This window comes from Rossellomorea aquimaris (genome assembly GCF_000935355.1).
Classification (GTDB): Bacteria; Bacillota; Bacilli; order Bacillales; family Bacillaceae_B; genus Rossellomorea; species Rossellomorea aquimaris_B.
Map to the genome: position 1 here is coordinate 259,782 of NZ_JXZC01000001.1, position 18,434 is coordinate 278,215.

The following is an 18,434-nucleotide window of genomic DNA, read 5'->3' on the forward strand; positions in this document are numbered from 1 at the left end:
TGAAAAATCAGAGCTTCCTATTGGCACATTCCTCGTTCTGGAATACAATAAAGGAATACGAATGATTTTCTTGGAGGGGAAAAATGTGATCGTAGAAGCAAAACAAGTATTAAAACAATACTTTGGATATGACGAATTTAGAGATGGACAAGCAAAGATTATCCAATACATACTTGATGGAAAAAATACTGTAGGAATTATGCCGACGGGAGGGGGGAAATCGCTCTGTTACCAAATTCCCGCATTAATGTTTGATGGAGTAACATTGGTTATCTCTCCACTCATATCTTTAATGAAAGATCAGGTGGATTCGTTAATTCATCAGGGAATTCAAGCAACCTACATTAATAGTACGCTATCGAATAGTGAAGTAGAGACAAGAATGGAAGAGATTTCTTTAGGTGAATACAAGCTTGTTTACATTGCTCCTGAAAGATTAGAATCATTTGGGTTTATTCGTTTCCTCAATTCATTACCAATCCCCCTTGTAGCTGTTGACGAGGCGCATTGTTTATCTCAATGGGGTCATGATTTCAGACCAAGCTATTTAGGTATTTATAAAGCAGTTAAACAACTACAATCAAATCCCGCCATCCTTGCACTGACCGCGACTGCAACTCCACAGGTACAAACCGATATCCTTCATCATTTACATATTCCAGACCAATATAAAGTATTAACTGGTTTTCAACGGACGAATTTGTTCTTCCAAGTTGTAAAAGGTGAAGATCGAAAGCGTTGGGTGGAAAGGTATGTACAAAAGAATCATCAGCATTCCGGCATCATTTACTGTGCCACACGGAAGGAAGTTGAAAACCTTTATATATATCTTGAGAAAAAGGGAGTTTCTGTCGGGAAATATCATGGCGGGCTGTCTGACATTATCAGGCAGGAACAGCAGGAAGCCTTCCTCAATGATTCCATTACTATCATGATTGCGACCAATGCATTTGGAATGGGGATAAATAAATCAAATGTCCGCTTTGTGATCCATTATCAAATTCCGAAGAATATGGAAGGATACTATCAAGAGGCTGGCAGGGCAGGTCGTGATGGAGTGAACAGCGAATGTGTCCTGTTATTTTCACCTCAGGATATCCAGACACAGCGGTATATCATTGACCAGAATATCGTAAATCAGGAATTACATGATAATGAGATGCAGAAATTGCGTGATATGGTTGACTTTGTCCATACAGAAGCATGCCTGCAGAACTACATTTTAGCGTATTTTGGTGAACATGTAGAGGAAGCATGCGGTCACTGCAGCAATTGCCTGGATGATAGGGAGTCCGAGGATGTAACGAGAGAAGCACAAATGGTATTATCCTGTATGATGCGAATGAATGAAAGATTCGGTACCTCACTCATCAGCGGTGTACTGACGGGGTCAAAGAATAAAAAGATCCTGGAGTGGGGATTTGACCGTCTTTCCACATATGGACTAATGAAAGAGCAATCTCAGAAGGATGTCGGCCTGTTCATCGATTATTTGATTTCAGAGGGAGTCATACAAGTAGAGGGTGGCAGCTTTCCTATCCTGAAAGTTTCATCAAAAGGCAAAGAGGTGTTAATGGGAGAAAGAAGCGTTACGAGAAAAGTACAGCCTACTGTTTCTTCCATCGCTCCTAAAGAAGATGGCTTGTTCCAAACCTTGCGGATACTCCGTAAATCGATTGCAGATTCAGAAGGAGTCCCACCTTTCGTTATTTTCTCAGATAAGTCGCTTCAGGACATGTGTGTGAAGATGCCGAAAACATCAGAAGAATTCCTGCAGGTTAGCGGAGTAGGTGAAAACAAGCTGAGTCGGTATGGAGAAATATTCATAAACGGAATTTCCGTTTTTTTACGGGAGAATCCTGAACATCAAGTTCATGTCGCCAAGCCTTCGCGATCACGGAAGAAAAGTCAGTCTGAAACAGCTTCCCATTTAATCAGTTATGAGTTGTTCAAAGATAATATGGATATAAAAAAAATTGCGAAAGAGCGGGGAATGAGCACGGCAACGATTGAAAATCACATTATCCGTTCCTATCAGGAAGGCATCACGCATGACTGGAATATCCTTTTTACAGAAGAAGAAGAAGAACTTATTGAAGATGCAGTCTCGAAAGTAGGGGCCGGCCTCTTAAAGCCCATTAAAGAGGAATTACCTAAAAAAATAAGCTATTTTCAGATTAAAGGATACTTGGTCAAACACGGACATCATCAGTGATGGGAATAGTGACTGAATAAAAAAAAGCAGGTGCCGTCTGGCTACCTGCTTTTTTATTGTATATTAAGCTTTCATAGAAGCTTTCATTTCAAGAAATTCATCGTAAGTCGTTTCTTTATCAATAACACCATCTTCGGTGATCTCAATAATGCGATTAGCGATGGTTTGAATGAACTGGTGGTCATGAGATGCGAAAATCATGGCGCCCTTGAAATTAATCAAACCATTATTTAGTGCTGTGATGGATTCTAGATCCAAGTGGTTTGTTGGTTCGTCTAATAAAAGAACATTTGATCCACTTAGCATCATTTTCGATAACATACAACGTACTTTCTCTCCTCCGGAAAGGACACTTGGCTTCTTCAATACTTCTTCACCTGAGAATAACATACGACCTAAGAATCCGCGAAGGAATGTTTCGCTCTCATCCTCTGGTGAGTATTGACGTAACCAATCCACAAGTGAAGGCTCATTGCCTTCAAAATACTTGGAGTTGTCATTTGGGAAGTATGCTTGAGACGTTGTAACTCCCCATTTGAATGAGCCGCTGTCAGGCTCCATTTCTCCCGCGAGGATTTTGAATAAAGTCGTCTTTGCAATCTCGTTCGCACCGACTAATGCGATTTTATCATCCTTATTAAGAATGAAATTCACATTGTTTAAAACCTTTACTCCATCGATCGTTTTTGTAAGTCCTTCTACACGCAGGACGTCATTTCCGATTTCGCGCTCAGGCTTGAATTGAACATATGGATAACGGCGTGAACTTGGTTTGATATCATCCAATGTGATTTTTTCCAGCGATTTTTTGCGGGAAGTTGCTTGTTTTGACTTAGATGCGTTAGCACTGAATCTTGCAACGAACGCTTGAAGTTCCTTGATTTTTTCTTCCTTCTTTTTATTCTGATCCTGAGCCATTTTAAGGGCTAATTGACTGGACTCATACCAGAAATCGTAGTTTCCTACATAGATTTGGATTTTACCAAAATCAAGGTCAGCGATATGTGTACATACTTTGTTTAAGAAGTGACGGTCATGGGATACGACGATGACTGTGTTCTCAAAGTTGATTAAAAAGTCTTCTAACCATTGAATCGCTTGAATGTCCAAGTGGTTGGTAGGCTCATCCAGTAAAAGGACATCCGGTTTTCCAAATAGTGCTTGAGCTAATAATACTTTTACTTTTTCTCCACCTGTTAGTTCAGACATTTGTTTCGAGTGAAGATCTTCGTTGATCCCTAAGCCTTTTAGGAGGATTGCAGCTTCTGATTCAGCTTCCCAGCCGTTCAGCTCGGCAAATTCTCCTTCTAATTCAGCAGCTCTCATACCGTCCTCGTCAGAGAAGTCTTCTTTCATGTAGATGGCGTCTTTTTCTTGCATTACTTCATATAAACGGGTATGACCCATAATCACTACTTTTAGCACTTCATATTCTTCATATTCAAAGTGATCCTGCTTTAATACAGCAAGACGCTCTCCAGAACCCATCGATACGTGGCCAGTCTGAGCTTCAATTTCTCCAGAGAGAATTTTTAAAAATGTAGATTTACCTGCACCGTTTGCTCCGATAAGGCCATAGCAATTTCCTGGAGTAAACTTTATATTCACGTCTTCGAATAGTTTTCTATCACCAAAACGTAAGCTTACATCTGATACTTGAATCATGTGTGATATACCTCCTAATACTCAATCTAAAAGATTATAACACGCGAGTACGTTAAAAAGATAGAGTATTGGGAGGAACAGTTATAAATTAACCGGCTATTTACATAAGGGTATGAAGGACTTGGAATGGAGAGAAGGAAGTTGAGGTTGTGGTGGGTGGTAGCACTTTTTATTGAGAGAGTTATTCTGTATGGGAGGATTTTTGGCTCATTCGAGGGAAACGTCCGTTTCCCTCGCCTTTCAGCAAAGCTGAAAGGTCGCCAAGTGATAAAGATGCCCTGGCAAAAATGCATTTTTGCCAGGGCATCTTTATCACTTGGCGGAAATGAGCCAAAAATCGATGCTATATATTAGCAGACTCTTCTGAAATGCTGAAACCTTTCCATTGTTTGTTGTGCTATGATAACTTAATAAAAAAAGATAGGTGATGAGAGCGAATGATGAGGTTTGTGAAGCGGGTGAGGTTTCTTTTTAATGTTCGCAGGTCGGTTCCTTTTTTGGTTGATTTTTTTCGGTCTAAAGAGGTTTCGCTATTTAAGAAGGTCTTGTCAGTTGGGCTTGTGGCGGGGTATTTCTGGCTGCCGTTTGATTTGATTCCCGATGTTTTTATATTGTTTGGGATTGTTGATGATTTGGCAGTGTTTACGTTTGTACTTCAGCTTATGGTGAAGATGGCTCCTGAAGAGTTACAGCATCGATACGAGTTAAAGAAATGACGCAGAGCATCACTATGGATGGGCTTCTATCATAGTCTGTAAAAGGCAATGCTTTAGGAGGAGATGTATGATGTACAATCAATATCCATATTACTTTGAAAATCATGACGACCGTCAAATCGATCGACAGTTGAGAAGGGATATACAAAAAGCCATTAATGATGAGTTCAAAGCTATTTCTTACTATACACAGCTGGCTGAGCTTGCTCCGAATGATACAGCCAAACAAGCGATCCTGGGAATAAGACAAGATGAGATCCGTCATTTTAATGGATTTACACAATCGTATTTACAACTGACCGGTCGCTACCCTTCCATTAATTTAGTCAATCCAAGAGACCTTCCCTCGAATTACCGGCAAGGAATAAGAGAAAGCATTAAAGATGAAAGTGATACGGTATCCTTTTATTTATCCATTTCAAACCGCCTTACCGAGCCAAGAGCCAAACGCAGATTCATGAGGGCTGCATATGATGAACAGCGTCATGCAGAAATACTAAGGAACCTATAAATGATAAGAACCGAAAGTAGCCAAAAAATGGGCAGCTGCTTTCGGTTTTTTCTTTTGATTTTTACTGCTGTATCCATTACACTATAATTACAACAATTCCAATAAGGAAGGTATGGATTAAAAGTGGATACATTCAATTCAATACCAAAACCGCTCGTTCAATTAAATCAATGGTTTATCGTTACATCTGTTGCCTTTTCATGGGTATTTCAAATGGATTTCTTCTTAGTACTTCCATTCCTGGTGGGATTGACGTCTGTACTATTCAAGTTCAATCCTGTCATAAAAACAGGGAGGCATTTCTTAAAGAAAGAATTGTCATCCTATCCAGCTGAAGACGCTGATCAACAGCAATTCAATAATATCATTGCCGTGAGCTGTCTAGGAGCAGCTATCATTAGTACTCTAGCTGGATGGAGTACAGGCTTTTATATTTTCTCAGGAATGGTATTCTTGGCAGCATCAATTGCTCTTGCAGGATTCTGTATCGGTTGCTTTATCCGTTTTCAATGGAAAAGGTTCCAATATAAACGGTCTATGCAATAGCCTATTGACAATGGATCCCATACATCGTAAACTAATCATGAATTTAAATACTGTATATTAAGGGAGTATGTTATATGTTAGGTGTCGTTCTTAACTAACCGTGAAATGAATACGGACATTTTGTAGGCAGTGGCCTTTAAATTAGGCTATTGATCAATGCTTATTTAGTTGTGCCTTCAAAGTGTAGTTAAGAACAATGGTCATAGCATACTCAAACCTTTATTAGGAGAGCTGTGTCTTTGTGCACAGCTCTTTTTGTGCACAATGCGGGAAATCAATGTAGTCGTTTCTAACTTCGAGTTTTGAACGATACACGTTTTGCCAAAGCACAAGCTACTATTACGGGGTAATTAGTATACGAGTGAAGGAAGACCACAATGGACATTGTTCGTTGTGGTCTATTTTTGTATATGGAGGAGAAAACATTGAACGAAAAAACGTTTCAAACATTAGAATTTAACTCAGTGAAAGAGGAGCTAACCCGATTTGCTCTGACAGAAGAAGGAAAAACAGTACTGATGAACATGATTCCCACCACAAACATCCGCCAGATTGATATGCGTTTAGATGAAGTAACAGAAGCCGTTAGAATCCTGGAGAAGAGTGCCAGTATACCGATTCATGCGCTGGACGGGGTAGAAAACATTATAGCTAATCTTAATAAAGGAGTACCTTTAAGGCCGGATCAGCTTACAAACCTGTATTATTTTCTGGATGCATGCAAAAAACTGAAAAAATATATGCAGGATAAACAATGGGTGGCACCTAGGGTATCTTCTTATGTCTATTCCATTGAAGATATCCCTGAAATTGGAGAAGAAATCAATCGATGCATCCGAAATGGTAGAGTAGATGATTACGCAAGTAAAGAGCTACTGCGAATTAGAAAGCAAGTTGGAATTCAAGAGGACCGCTTAAAGGATAAAATCCAATCGATTGTAAAGTCTGCCAAGTATAAATCGTTCCTCCAAGAATCGATTGTGAGCCAGAGAAACGGCAGATACGTCCTCCCGATCAAGAAAGAATACAGGGGTAAAATGAAAGGTGCGGTACTCGATACTTCTGCTTCCGGGTCAACCTTATATATTGAGCCAGAGGAATTATGCAATCAGCAGGACCAACTATTGTTTTATAAACTGGAGGAAGACCGTGAAGTCGAGAATATCCTTTGGACATTAACAGGATTGGTTCAATCATATGAACCACAATTAAAACTGGCGATTGAAACAATGGTACATTATGATGTATTATTCGCAAAAGCGAAATATAGCCGTTCCATTGATGGTGTGAGCCCCATGGTAAATGAAGATCATCAAATACATTTGATAAATGCAGTTCATCCCCTGCTTGGAAAACAGGCAGTACCATTATCCATTCAGATGGGTGAAGGCTTTCATGCATTAGTCATAACCGGTCCCAATACTGGAGGAAAGACGGTCGCCATCAAAACGGTGGGCCTTCTTACACTCATGGCCCAATGCGGCCTTCATATTCCGGCAGAAAAGGGAAGTGCAATCAGTATTTATCAAGATATTCTTTTAGATATAGGGGATGGTCAAAGCCTTCAGCAAAATTTAAGTACATTCAGCTCCCATATTAAAAATATTATCGATATCCTAAAGGGTACAAATGATCGAACCTTGGTTCTGTTGGACGAACTCGGTTCAGGTACTGATCCCCTGGAAGGAATGGGTCTGGCCACCGCCATCCTGGATCAATTATATGAGAAGGGAGCAACGATTCTCGCCACTACTCATTATAGTGAAATAAAACATTTTGCAGAAGAACACGAGGGGTTTATGAATGGAAGTATGGAATTTAATATTGAAACATTGCAACCAACGTATCGGTTGATCGTAGGGGAAGGAGGAGAAAGTCAGGCATTTTCCATTGCTTTAAAACTGGGAATGCACCCTGAAATCATTGAAAAAGCCCACGAAATCACCTATAGAGAAAAGAAAAGCTATAACTTTGGAGAAATTGATTATCATGTGAAGAAAGAAATGGAGAAGCAGGTTATTGTAAATAAATACAAAAAAAGGCTTCATAGTAAATCCGATTCATCAAAGAGAAACAGTTCAGTTCCATTATTTCACAAAGGGGATAATGTGAAAATTTCGCCGAATGGAGAGTTCGGAATTGTATATGAAGGACCTGGTGAAAAGGGAGACTACACAGTTCAAGTAAAAGGAGAAAAAAGAAGTCTTAATCATAAACGATTGGAGTTGTACGTGTCAGCCAAAGAATTATATCCAGATGACTATGATTTTGATATCATTTTTAACAGCAAAGAAAATCGTAAGAAAGATAAACAAATGAGTAAGCGCTTTGTAGAAGGATTAACCATTGAACATGAATAATCATAAAGACGAACTGAAGCACTGGCTACAGTTCGTCTTTCTTTTCAGTTTGGGGATTAATTAAGCAAAGTATCTACGATATATGGGTTAATATAAAAGAAAGGATTATACCGAATGACGATAGGAATCCAACAATCGGCCCTCCTTCTTCAAACGCCTCCGGCAGCATAGTAGATGAAACCATAGCCAATAATCCACCTGCACCAAAAGCGCCTATTATGTAAGAGATGCTTTCTGAGGCATCTTGTAAAAATATATACCCTAACAAGGAGCTAAGGGAGGAGAGAACGACAACACTTCCCCAGAGGGTGAGAATTTTGCGTGTACTATAATCGTCTAGCTTGAACCCGATGCTGCTTGATAATGATTCAGGAAGGTTACTGATGAAAATGGCGATGATAAACACCCATTGTATTGATTGGTCTCCTATAAAGCTGACGCCAATAATGATCGATTCGGGTATTGCATCCATGATGGTTCCCCCATAAATGGCTAATCCTGAATGACCATGGGGATTCTTCTTTGACCTCTTCCTTTCACTTCCACCTTTCTTGGAAATGAAGATTTCGAAAAGAGTGAATAAAAGGGCCCCTGATAAGAACATGGATGTTAGATGAAGCAGGTTTGCCTTACCCTCTGCCTCACTTAGTAGATCAAAGGTGGCAGAACCTATGATCAACCCGGTTCCTAAAGCCATAATATAGGCCACAATTCGTTTTGATATGTGCAAGTAAATCCCCATGACAGCTCCGATTAGTAAGGATAAACTTGCAATCCCACCCCATAAGGCAGCCTGGAACATTTCTTCACCTCCATAAACATTCTTCGTATTGAGTTTTCCCTTATTGTGTGATGGATTAAACACAAGACCAGCACTGAATAGTTTTAAAAAGGTGTGGGGATAGTAAGGTTGAATACTATTTAGGAGGTAATCAAATGAAAAAATATTTATTGATTTCCCTTTTGGGAATAATGTTCATGACGATTGTAGCTGGTTGTGGTATGGGGAATGACATGAACGAAGAAGGACAACAGATGAATGAGCGTAATTTGGAACAAGTGAACTACAAAAATGATCAGGCAAATCGTGACTATGTAAATAATCGTGAGTATGTAAATGACGGGACAATGAGAGAGAATTATTCACTTGCCGATAAAGAGGCGAATAAGGTGGCTAGTCTTAAAGAGGTTAAAAGCGCTTATGTGCTGACAACTGATCAAAACGCATATGTAGCAGCGGTACTTGAAGATAATATGAATGGAAAGGTCTCAAAGAACCTGGAGAAAAAGATCTCGGATCAAGTGAAAAGTCAAAACGGAAATATAAATAATGTTTATATTTCAACTAATCCTGATTTCACTGATCGCATGAGGGATTATGCGAACAAAGCAGAGAATGGGAAACCGATTGAGGGTCTGGGAGAAGAAATTACTGATATGCTGAAACGGGTATTTCCGAACAGAGGATAATCCTATGGTGAAAAGTCGAACATTGCTTCGGCTTTTTTTATTTGCCTGTAGGAAATGGACAGGGAATTCAGTATACTATTTAGAGTAACGAAATAATAGGGAGGAGTGACAATGTTTGACGCAACCTGCTGTGAAAACCCTGCACAAACAGAATCCTACCATTTACGGTATTTTATTAGCCATCAGTTCCGGTCATTTTATCAATGATACGTTACAGGCAGTTGTTCCGGCCATGTTTCCGATCATTGAAAAATCCTTGCAGTTGAGTTATACCCAAATTGGCTGGATCGCATTTGCACTCAATATGACTTCTTCGTTGTTGCAACCGGTATTCGGTTATTATGCGGATATACGATCAAAACCTTATCTACTTCCACTTGGAATGCTTTCAAGCTTAATCGGTTTAGTGGGCTTTGCATTATCCGGTCATTTTATCTGGATCATTCTATCTGTGTTATTTATCGGGTTCGGCTCTGCGATCTTTCATCCCGAAGGTTCCAGGGTAGCATATATGGCAGCCGGAAACCGCAGGGGCCTGGCTCAATCGATATATCAAGTTGGTGGGAATTCAGGGCAGTCACTAGCCCCATTGATTACGGCATTTATTTTTGTTCCATTTGGCCAAAAAGGGGCACTGTGGTTTTCCGTTGTAGCAATCTTAGGGGTCATTGTTTTATTTCATGTATCCAATTGGTACTCTGAACAATTACGTTCTAATGAAAAGATGAAACGTCATGTCAAGACAAATGCGAAGAAAATCCCGATTCATCCGAGAATTAAATGGGCAATGGTATTAGTAGTGTTTTTAGTGTTTGCCCGTTCGTGGTATGGAGCCGGGTTATCGAATTACTACCAGTTTTATTTAATTGAAGATTACGGTCTTTCAATTAAAGAAGCACAAGCATACATTTTCGTATTTATGTTTGCGGGAGTACTGGGGACCTTTTTGGGCGGGCCGCTTGCAGACCGTTTTGGAAAAAGGAATATCATTTTCTTTTCAATGTTAGGTTCAGCGCCGTTAACCCTTGCATTACCTTACTTATCATTAAGTATTATCTATCCATTTATCTTTTGCATCGGGTTCATCTTGTCTTCAAGCTTTAGTGTAATCGTTGTGTATGCACAAGAGCTTTTACCACAGAAAATTGGAATGGTGTCTGGTCTGACCGTTGGACTTGCCTTCGGTATGGGGGCTGTCGGTGCAGTCATCTTCGGGGGATTGGCAGACCTTTTCACTATTCGTTTCATCATGATCCTTTGCAGCTTTCTCCCACTACTAGGGATGGTGACCTTCCTGCTTCCTACTGACGAAAAGGTGAGGAGTTTTCATAAACTTCCATAGAATAAAAGAGAGAGTGATTGCAAAGGTGATAAACCGGCAATCACTCTCTTCCCATTAAGAAAAAGCAAAGTAAACAATGAATAATGCACAAAGGATGTACATGATCGGATGAACATCTTTCCATTTTTTTAACGAGATCATCGCTAAAGGATAAAGGATGAACCCTAATGCGATCCCGGTTGCAACACTGAAGGTTAAAGGCATCATAATAATTGTTACAAATGTAGGAATAACGATTTCCAAGCGACTCCAGTTAATATGCCTTACTTCAGTGGCCATCAGAGCACCGACAATAATCAATGCCGGGGCTGTCACTTCAGGTGTAATAACAGATAATATAGGTGAAAAGAAAAGAGCAATAGAGAAACATAATGCAATCACTATGGAAGTGAATCCCGTTCTGCCTCCAACGGCTACTCCTGCAGAGGATTCTACAAAGGAGGCTGTCGTTGAAGTCCCAAAGATCGCTCCAGCGACTCCTGAAGCAGAATCAGCTAAAAGAGCTCTACCTGCATTCGGAATCTTATTGTCTTTCATTATACCCGCTTGACTGGCAACAGCAATCAATGCCCCTGCAGTGTCAAAGAATGCTACAAATAGGAACGTGAAGATCACCGCCATAATTTCAAGAGTGAAAATGTCACCTAAATGAGTAAAAACAACTCCAAATGTAGGCTCTAAGCTGGGAACCTTGCCAATAATGGAGTGTGGCACGTCGATCTTCCCGGTGATCATACCCAGGACTGTGGTTGCGACCATTCCATAAAATATTCCGCCTCGGATACCTCTCACTAACATCATCAATGTAATAACGAATCCGAAGACTGCAAGAAGTGTAGCAGGAGAAGAAAGATTTCCGATTGAAACAAAGGTTTCTGGATTGGCAACAACAAGTCCGGCATTTTTAAACCCTATAAACGCTACGAAGAATCCAATTCCACCTGCAATCGCATATTTTAAATCCTGTGGAATGACATTGATGATTTTCTCGCGTATTTTCATGACACTTAAGATCATAAAGATGATACCAGCAACAAATACACCTGTCAGTGCAATTTCCCATTGAACTCCCATTCCTATGCATACGGAAAAGGTGAAGAAAGAGTTTAGTCCCATGCTGGGTGCAATGCCTATCGGGAAGTTTGCAAGAATTCCAATTAAAAGGGACCCGACAATAGCCGAAAGGGCAGTAGCTGTAAATAAAGCGCCTTTATCCATTCCCGCCTGGCTGAGAATGATTGGATTGACAACAAGAATATAGGCCATTGAAAGGAAGGTCGTTACCCCTGCTAAAGTTTCTTTTCTATAAGTTGTTTCTCTTTCAGCAAATTGAAAGAATGTTTTCATATATAATAACCCTCCAAGTAGAAAAAATAAAAAAACTCTGGTTCAAAAGCAACCAGAGTTATGTCCACAGGATAAAATAATTCTGAAAGAATCACTTTATTCTTGTAGACAAGCCATTTAAGGTAGCTGGTAGAAACGTTCAAGCCGTATTCCTGAACTTATACAAGGTGTATGAGATTTTGTTATAATTGAATTAGAAGCATCATATCAAGTCACTTTCATCAGGTCAATGGAAGCAAAAAATGTCCATGAATTCATTATTTTCTAAATTGATCGTTTATTATTAAAATCGCCACATGTACTATACATAATCATTGAAAAAAGCTATATTTAGTGAATACAAACGTTGAGTAGAGAGAACTTAAGTTAATACTTAATTGAAATAGGAGGAAATAGAATAATGTCTTCTTTAAAACCAGGTACGGTAGTTGATTTATTCGTTGATCATGAAGTACCGTATGGTTTCTTTCTAACGAATGATTTAGACCGTGTGTTACTTCACCATTCTGAAATAACAGAAGAAATTCAAGAAGGAGATACTGTGAAGGTATTTCTTTATCATGATAAGGATGTTCGCCTGACAGCGACAATGCGAATTCCTAAAGTACAAGTAGGTGCTTACGGATGGGCTGAGGTAGTGGATAAACGGGAGGATTTAGGCGTTTTCGTCAACATTGGTCTGCCTAAGGATATTCTGGTTTCAGCAGATGATCTTCCAAAGTTTCTGGAACTTTGGCCAAACCCGGGTGATCAACTGTTTTTAACTCTGAATCGAGATAAGCAGGAACGATTGTACGGACGATTAGCAACTGAGAATATTATTGAACAGGTATCTAGAAGAGCATCTACAGAAATGATGAACGCAAAAGTGCAAGGACGGGTGTATCGACTACTGAGAGTCGGAACCTTCTTCTTATCCGAACAGGGATATCGATGCTTTGTTCACGAAAATGAGCGCAAGGCGGAACCAAGACTGGGAGAGCTGGTAGAAGGGAGAGTCATCGACGTTAAGGATGACGGTAACTTAAATGTATCGTTCTTACCGTTAAAGCAGGACAAAATGCTGGATGATTCGGAGGTCATTCTCGAGTATCTGGAGCAAAGAAATGGAGCCATTCCTTATTGGGATAAGAGTCTGCCGGAAGAAATTAAAGATCGCTTCAATATGAGCAAAGCTTCCTTTAAACGGGCTCTTGGAAAACTGATGAAAGAAAACCGCGTTTATCAAGAAGAAGGCTGGACTTATCTGAAAAAGTAAAAAAGAAAGCGAGGGGCTTGCCAGAGGGGATGGCCCCTCCCTGAGTAAAGAAAGGAGTACTGACCATATCTGTCAGCACTCCTTTCTTTATGTTACAATTCAGAGTGTTTCACATTATTTTGGGCTTTATGAATTCTTACAGGTTTTATCGGTAGGAGCGTGCCGATTAATGCTATAAAGGCACATCCAATCAATACAGAGGAATATCCTGTCACTGCAACTGTGGATAACACTCCAAACACAATAAGGTCCAAGCAGGAATCTACAATGGATAGCAAGGAGATGGTTGTAGCCCTGATCCCGGATGGAATCAAATCATTGCTTAATTGAGAGTATATCGGATAACGGATGGCTCGAACGAGTCTTAATATGAAAAAGGATCCAAGAACTATCCATAAAGATGAACCAAACATAGCGGATAGTAGTAAACCCGCTACCGCTAAAAAACCAGATACACTCATAAGCTTCACCCTCGAAAACTTTGCAGTCATCCAACCAATGGAATTAGAAGCAAGAAAACCCATGACCGCTGAAATGGCATAAAAAACACCAATAAAATAAACAGGCAACCCTGCCTCCTTCATTAAAGGCTGATCAAAGTATTGATAAACAGCACCTGCAGGAATGAAGACCAATGTTACGTTTAGAAACATCAGCAAAAGCTCCGGTGCTTGACGAATCACGTGCAGACCGCTTTTAATTTGAGAAAAAGGATTTTCCTTTTTGAAGGAGTCCTTAGAGGGCTGCTTAATTTTGAGGACGAAGATAACCTCGATTAAATGGAATGCCAAACCTAAGACGATGAGTAGATTAAATTGGCTGTCAGCCAAATCTTTAGCTAAATAAGAACCGACTATAACCGCAATCAACATACTGATAAATGTGGCAGATTGAATTTTGCCCATTGCATGATCCATGCGATTTTCTTCATTGGATTCTTTGAGTGAGTCATAGATAAGTGCCTCATCAGCACCGGAAAAAAAAGTCACGCTAAACCCATTCATAAAGCTGTACAAGAAAAACAACCATGGCTCATATGCGAATAAAAGCAGGGCAATACTAAGGATTTTAAGCATAGAACCAACTAAAAAAGAATTCTTTGCCCCAAACCGATCAGCAAACATTCCAGTTGGAACTTCTCCAATTAAAACAGCTCCACTCCAAAACATGAGCAGAATCAAAATTTGAGAAGAAGTTAATCCTCTTTCAAAATAGAATAAAGTTAAGACCGGCTGAAGAAAACTGATCGTACCAAAAAAAGAGATCCAAAATAGCATCCGGATATTATGGGATGCAATCGTTTGTTTATTCATTCATTTCTCCTACTTCCATTTTTGTACTATATGTCCTGGAAGAAGGAGCGTCGTTTCATGTTTAAAGAACCTAAACGTTCACTCCTCCTTGAGATGAAAGTGTTTTGAACGTTTTTTGCATGTTATTTCCCCCTCGTAATTGATGAAGTAAGTTTAGCATACTGATGAGAAAAAGAAGAGACTTATTTGTTCGACAATTTTCTGCATAAGGGATTTATTGATGAAGGAGTGGGGGGGATGAGGGAACCGAGCAAACCGGGCGATTTATGGCCTATTGTAGTGGAGGACTTCCTCGGTTCTTATTTCTTAAAATGGACAAATTTTTATAAATTTATGCACTATTTGAAAAATGCTTAAAAATGTGGGGTCTTAGTCTTACCTGGTGGTCTCAATTCCTCAGGTAGAGCATGTTGTACCATGATCTGTACAATTCTCATTCGATTGTAGCGTTGCACGAGGATAAGTGGGAGATTAAATAGAATTCCATATATAAACATCACCCAGGACACAACGCCATTATTTAGAATATAAAAGAATGGTGCCGGTAACATTTGCAGCCAGTGAGATAATTCAGCACGATTCAATTCGTTAAGGAAGGTAACTCTACCCTGATGAGAAAATAGCCCGATATCATTCTTATTCAATCCTCCCGGAAACCATCCCCCTGCATCGGGTATATGCTTCTTCCATTTTTGGATCCTTACGAACCTATACATACCACCCCCCGCTTCCATTTGAAGTGGTTGAAAGGGGGCGGACAACTTCTGGAGTTGATGTGGGGTCATTCTGGAAGTTATATAGGAAACAAATAAATGAATACTTACCCATGCAAAAATATTTAGAAGGATGATCATTTCATTTTTTCATCCTTCCCTTTTTCTATATAAACATATCGATCCTTCCATTTCGTGTTTTTCGTGAAAAATGTAGTCAAAACGGAGTGGGAAAAAGTCACAATGAAAAATAGGACATGGATTGGAAATAAGAGCGTATCAAAAACGGTGAAATTCCCTATCCTACTAATTATGAAATACAAGTAAACACTTAAAAAAATGTACTGAATCATATAAGTATATGGGTTTGTCCATACCATTACCGGCGAATGGATGACGAAAGAAGTGAGAGAGGCAATCCACAAAGAAGAAAGTCCCAATAATATGATATTTGTCGATTTGGCCCCAGAAGCGAAACTTTTCGACCACCCTCGGAATACTTCACTTAATCCGTTACCGTACATTCTCATGGAAATTGCATTTCTTCCGCTGACTGCTTCTACGGATTCACCACATTTTTTTGCACGTCGACTCAAGGCAAAATGCTCCACCATTTCTCCTTTGATTGCTTCGTGGCCTCCGATTCGCTGATATACATCTCTAGAACACAGGAAACACTGACCAAAGCCACCTGAAGGTTTGAACAACCCTGAAAGGAGGTGGGTGACACCGGTTGAAGCGAACACCATTAAATGAAACATCATGGATAATGTTTCATATCCACTATTCATCCTATGATATGGGTGAATGCTCAGAACTCCCTGACATTGCTGTCGTTGATACGTTTCGCATATTCTAAGCAGTCCTGCTTGCTCAAACCATGTATCAGAGTCGACAAACAATAAGAATTCACCCTTAGATGCTTTCACTCCATTCCAACAAGCCCATGATTTCCCGTTCCACCCACTTGGCAGAGGGGGGGAATCGATGACTGTTGCTCCGAATCCTTCAGCTATATCCTTCGTGCGATCCTTTGATCCATCATTCACAACGATCACTTCTACTGGCTGAATAAATTGCTTCTGAATACACGATAATAAATTTCCTATCGTCTTTTCTTCATTCCTGGCAGGAATGATGATGGAGCATTTTTTTACGAGAAAGCTATTCCTAACGTGAATGGACTTTTTGACTGTCGGGATTCTAGTGAAAAGGAAAACTGTAAGAATAACAGACCATAACCAAATATACATATTTTCACCCTCTAATCTTTTAATTTGTATGGACATTTTAACCATTTTGGTTGAAGGTGATACGTTTATTCTTCAGGATAGGATGTTTTGGGCTGATTCCTTCTACGTTAATTCATGGTATGAATTTAAACAAAATGGGTACAATGGAAAGCTGAATAGGCGATTCAGCCGAAAACGATCTTTCTCGTTGGGAGGAAATGAAATGAAGAAGAAAGTAATAGTAGTAGGAGGCGGCTTAGGAGGTATGTCAACAGCCATCCGTCTTGCCTCAGAGGGATATGACGTTACGATAGTTGAAAAAGGGGAAAGGCTTGGCGGAAAATTAAATAAAAGAGAAGGAAAAGGCTTTTCTTTCGATACAGGACCTTCCATCCTTACGATGCCTTGGGTACTGGAGAAAGTCTTTGCCCATGCGAATCGCGACCTTCATGATTATGTAGATATTATGAGAGTGGAACCGGGCTGGAGGACATTTTTTGAAGATGGGAAGGTGCTGGATGTATCATCGGATCTTCCGACGATGCTTGAAGAAATGAACAAGACATCTATAGAGGATGCGAGTAACTTCTTTAACTATTTAAGCTACTGTGGGAAAATGTATGAACTTACATTGAAGAGCTTCTATAAAAAGAGCATCAATGGCTTGCAAGACTTACGTTCAATGCATCCGGTCAAAGAATTACTGCAAATGGATCCAATGAAATCCATGGATGCTGCAAATCGTAAATTTATTAAAGACAAGCATTTACAGCAGTTATTTAATTTCCTTATCATGTATGTCGGGTCTTCGCCTTACCATGCGCCAGCCATCATGTCACAGCTCACTCATGTTCAGCTAGGTCTTGGTGTCCATTACGTTAAGGGCGGAATGTACAAAATTGCTGAGGCAATGGCTAAGGTGTTGCAGGAACTCGATGTAGAGGTCCGCTTAAATTGCGAAGTGGAAGATATACTTACATCAGGCAGCCGTACTGAAGGAGTCCGGACGAAAATAGGAGAAGAGCTGAAGGCGGACATCGTTGTATCAAACTTAGAGGCAATCCCTTGCTACAAATCCCTATTAGCTGATTACCATGAATCTTCAAAAGAAGTCGATGAATTAAGCAAATATGCTCCAACAGTTTCGGGGCTGGTGCTGCTACTCGGGGTAGATCGTAAATATGAACATCTCGCTCATCATAATTTCTTCTTCAGTAAAGATCCCAAGAAAGAATTCAGACAGATCTTTGATGAAAATAAAATAGCGGACGATCCAACGGTCTATATCGGCATTTCTTCCAAATCGGATCCCACCCAGGCTCCTGAAGGAAAAGAAAACATGTTTGTGTTAACACACGTGCCTCCATTAAAAGAGGGGGAAGATTGGACCCAATACAAAGAATCCTATCGCTTCAAAGTGCTGGATAAATTGGAGAAGATGGGTGTTACAAACTTAAGGGATCATATCGAATATGAATATACTTTTACTCCTAATGACCTTAAAAGTCTCTACGGGGCTAATGGTGGGTCTATCTATGGTACGGTCACGGACCGAAAGCTTAATGGAGGTTTCAAGGTTCCGAATAAGAGCAGAGTGCTCTCAAATATGTATTTTGTGGGAGGTTCAACCCATCCGGGTGGAGGGGTGCCAATGGTCACTCTTTCCGGACAGCTTACAGCGGAATTGATCTTGGAAGAACAAGTGAAGGTAAATCGTTTTATTGGATAAAAATATAAGGTGATGGT

15 protein-coding genes and 1 riboswitch are annotated in these 18,434 nt (G+C 39.9%); of the genes, 9 read left to right on the forward strand and 6 right to left on the reverse strand.

The window, feature by feature from the left end:
* The first annotated feature begins 85 nt into the window (after positions 1–85).
* Complete coding sequence (recQ, locus tag TV75_RS01405) at positions 86–2,215, forward strand: DNA helicase RecQ (RefSeq protein WP_156142297.1); 2,130 nt, start codon at positions 86–88, stop codon at positions 2,213–2,215.
* A 63-nt stretch (positions 2,216–2,278) separates the two neighbouring features.
* On the opposite strand, the gene TV75_RS01410 is transcribed toward recQ, so the two are convergent.
* Complete coding sequence (locus tag TV75_RS01410; protein ID WP_044336794.1) at positions 2,279–3,880, reverse strand: ABC-F family ATP-binding cassette domain-containing protein; 1,602 nt, start codon at positions 3,878–3,880, stop codon at positions 2,279–2,281.
* A gap of 437 nt (positions 3,881–4,317) precedes the next feature.
* Here TV75_RS01410 and TV75_RS01420 point away from each other — a divergent pair, with 437 nt between their 5' ends.
* The 4 genes from TV75_RS01420 (at position 4,318) to TV75_RS01435 (ending at position 8,013) form a co-directional block, all read left to right on the forward strand.
* Positions 4,318–4,596, forward strand: coding sequence for a YkvA family protein (locus TV75_RS01420; RefSeq protein WP_044336797.1), 279 nt, complete (start codon positions 4,318–4,320; stop codon positions 4,594–4,596).
* Between the two features lie 67 nt (positions 4,597–4,663).
* A complete protein-coding gene (locus tag TV75_RS01425; RefSeq protein WP_156142298.1) occupies positions 4,664–5,107 on the forward strand; it encodes a ferritin-like domain-containing protein in 444 nt (147 codons plus the stop codon).
* A gap of 123 nt (positions 5,108–5,230) precedes the next feature.
* Entirely contained in the window at positions 5,231–5,653 is a 423-nt protein-coding gene (locus TV75_RS01430; RefSeq protein ID WP_044336799.1) for a DUF4395 domain-containing protein, read from the forward strand.
* 425 nt (positions 5,654–6,078) lie between these two features.
* On the forward strand, positions 6,079–8,013 hold the full coding sequence (locus tag TV75_RS01435) for an endonuclease MutS2 (RefSeq protein ID WP_044337950.1): 1,935 nt from the start codon (positions 6,079–6,081) through the stop codon (positions 8,011–8,013).
* A 73-nt stretch (positions 8,014–8,086) separates the two neighbouring features.
* Here TV75_RS01435 and TV75_RS01440 read toward each other — a convergent pair whose 3' ends face one another.
* Positions 8,087–8,815: a ZIP family metal transporter gene (locus TV75_RS01440; protein ID WP_044336801.1), complete on the reverse strand. Its 729-nt coding sequence runs from the start codon at positions 8,813–8,815 to the stop codon at positions 8,087–8,089.
* Positions 8,816–8,949: 134 nt separating this feature from the next.
* Between TV75_RS01440 and TV75_RS01445 the strand changes: the two genes are divergently transcribed.
* Together TV75_RS01445 and TV75_RS01450 are read left to right on the forward strand one after the other, a co-directional pair.
* On the forward strand, positions 8,950–9,483 hold the full coding sequence (locus TV75_RS01445) for a YhcN/YlaJ family sporulation lipoprotein (protein WP_044336803.1): 534 nt from the start codon (positions 8,950–8,952) through the stop codon (positions 9,481–9,483).
* A 130-nt stretch (positions 9,484–9,613) separates the two neighbouring features.
* Positions 9,614–10,825 (forward strand): MFS transporter, encoded by a 1,212-nt coding sequence (locus TV75_RS01450; protein WP_044337951.1) that lies wholly within the window; start codon positions 9,614–9,616, stop codon positions 10,823–10,825.
* 54 nt (positions 10,826–10,879) lie between these two features.
* Here the strand turns inward: TV75_RS01450 and TV75_RS01455 are convergent, their stop codons facing one another.
* Entirely contained in the window at positions 10,880–12,172 is a 1,293-nt protein-coding gene (locus tag TV75_RS01455) for an NCS2 family permease (RefSeq protein ID WP_044336805.1), read from the reverse strand.
* Positions 12,173–12,257: 85 nt separating this feature from the next.
* Positions 12,258–12,358, reverse strand: a riboswitch (purine riboswitch).
* A gap of 214 nt (positions 12,359–12,572) precedes the next feature.
* Between TV75_RS01455 and TV75_RS01460 the strand changes: the two genes are divergently transcribed.
* Positions 12,573–13,430: a CvfB family protein gene (locus TV75_RS01460; RefSeq protein WP_044336807.1), complete on the forward strand. Its 858-nt coding sequence runs from the start codon at positions 12,573–12,575 to the stop codon at positions 13,428–13,430.
* Positions 13,431–13,522: 92 nt separating this feature from the next.
* Here TV75_RS01460 and TV75_RS01465 read toward each other — a convergent pair whose 3' ends face one another.
* From TV75_RS01465 to TV75_RS01475, 3 genes are all read right to left on the reverse strand, one after another.
* The gene (locus TV75_RS01465; RefSeq protein ID WP_044336809.1) at positions 13,523–14,743 is read right to left on the reverse strand and encodes an MFS transporter; all 1,221 of its coding nucleotides are present in this window, start codon (positions 14,741–14,743) and stop codon (positions 13,523–13,525) included.
* Positions 14,744–15,096: 353 nt separating this feature from the next.
* Entirely contained in the window at positions 15,097–15,597 is a 501-nt protein-coding gene (locus TV75_RS01470) for a hypothetical protein (RefSeq protein WP_044336811.1), read from the reverse strand.
* Complete coding sequence (locus TV75_RS01475) at positions 15,594–16,709, reverse strand: glycosyltransferase (RefSeq protein ID WP_044336813.1); 1,116 nt, start codon at positions 16,707–16,709, stop codon at positions 15,594–15,596. The genes TV75_RS01470 and TV75_RS01475 overlap by 4 nt, the downstream gene beginning before the upstream one ends.
* Positions 16,710–16,911: 202 nt before the next feature.
* On the opposite strand from TV75_RS01475, the gene TV75_RS01480 reads away from it, so the two are divergent.
* The gene (locus TV75_RS01480) at positions 16,912–18,417 is read left to right on the forward strand and encodes a phytoene desaturase family protein (RefSeq protein ID WP_044336815.1); all 1,506 of its coding nucleotides are present in this window, start codon (positions 16,912–16,914) and stop codon (positions 18,415–18,417) included.
* Positions 18,418–18,434: the final 17 nt, after the last annotated feature.

What these genes read in the sequence shown, in the direction of transcription:
- TV75_RS01480 (WP_044336815.1), top strand. Translation starts at nt 16,912, where the DNA reads ATGAAGAAGAAAGTAATAGTAGTAGGAGGCGGCTTAGGAGGTATGTCA.
- TV75_RS01425 (WP_156142298.1), top strand. Translation starts at nt 4,664, where the DNA reads ATGATGTACAATCAATATCCATATTACTTTGAAAATCATGACGACCGT.
- TV75_RS01460 (WP_044336807.1), top strand. Translation starts at nt 12,573, where the DNA reads ATGTCTTCTTTAAAACCAGGTACGGTAGTTGATTTATTCGTTGATCAT.
- TV75_RS01445 (WP_044336803.1), top strand. Translation starts at nt 8,950, where the DNA reads ATGAAAAAATATTTATTGATTTCCCTTTTGGGAATAATGTTCATGACG.
- TV75_RS01410 (WP_044336794.1), bottom strand. Translation starts at nt 3,880, where the DNA reads ATGATTCAAGTATCAGATGTAAGCTTACGTTTTGGTGATAGAAAACTA.
- TV75_RS01465 (WP_044336809.1), bottom strand. Translation starts at nt 14,743, where the DNA reads ATGAATAAACAAACGATTGCATCCCATAATATCCGGATGCTATTTTGG.
- TV75_RS01470 (WP_044336811.1), bottom strand. Translation starts at nt 15,597, where the DNA reads ATGATCATCCTTCTAAATATTTTTGCATGGGTAAGTATTCATTTATTT.
- TV75_RS01440 (WP_044336801.1), bottom strand. Translation starts at nt 8,815, where the DNA reads ATGTTCCAGGCTGCCTTATGGGGTGGGATTGCAAGTTTATCCTTACTA.
- TV75_RS01420 (WP_044336797.1), top strand. Translation starts at nt 4,318, where the DNA reads ATGATGAGGTTTGTGAAGCGGGTGAGGTTTCTTTTTAATGTTCGCAGG.
- TV75_RS01475 (WP_044336813.1), bottom strand. Translation starts at nt 16,709, where the DNA reads ATGTATATTTGGTTATGGTCTGTTATTCTTACAGTTTTCCTTTTCACT.
- TV75_RS01455 (WP_044336805.1), bottom strand. Translation starts at nt 12,172, where the DNA reads ATGAAAACATTCTTTCAATTTGCTGAAAGAGAAACAACTTATAGAAAA.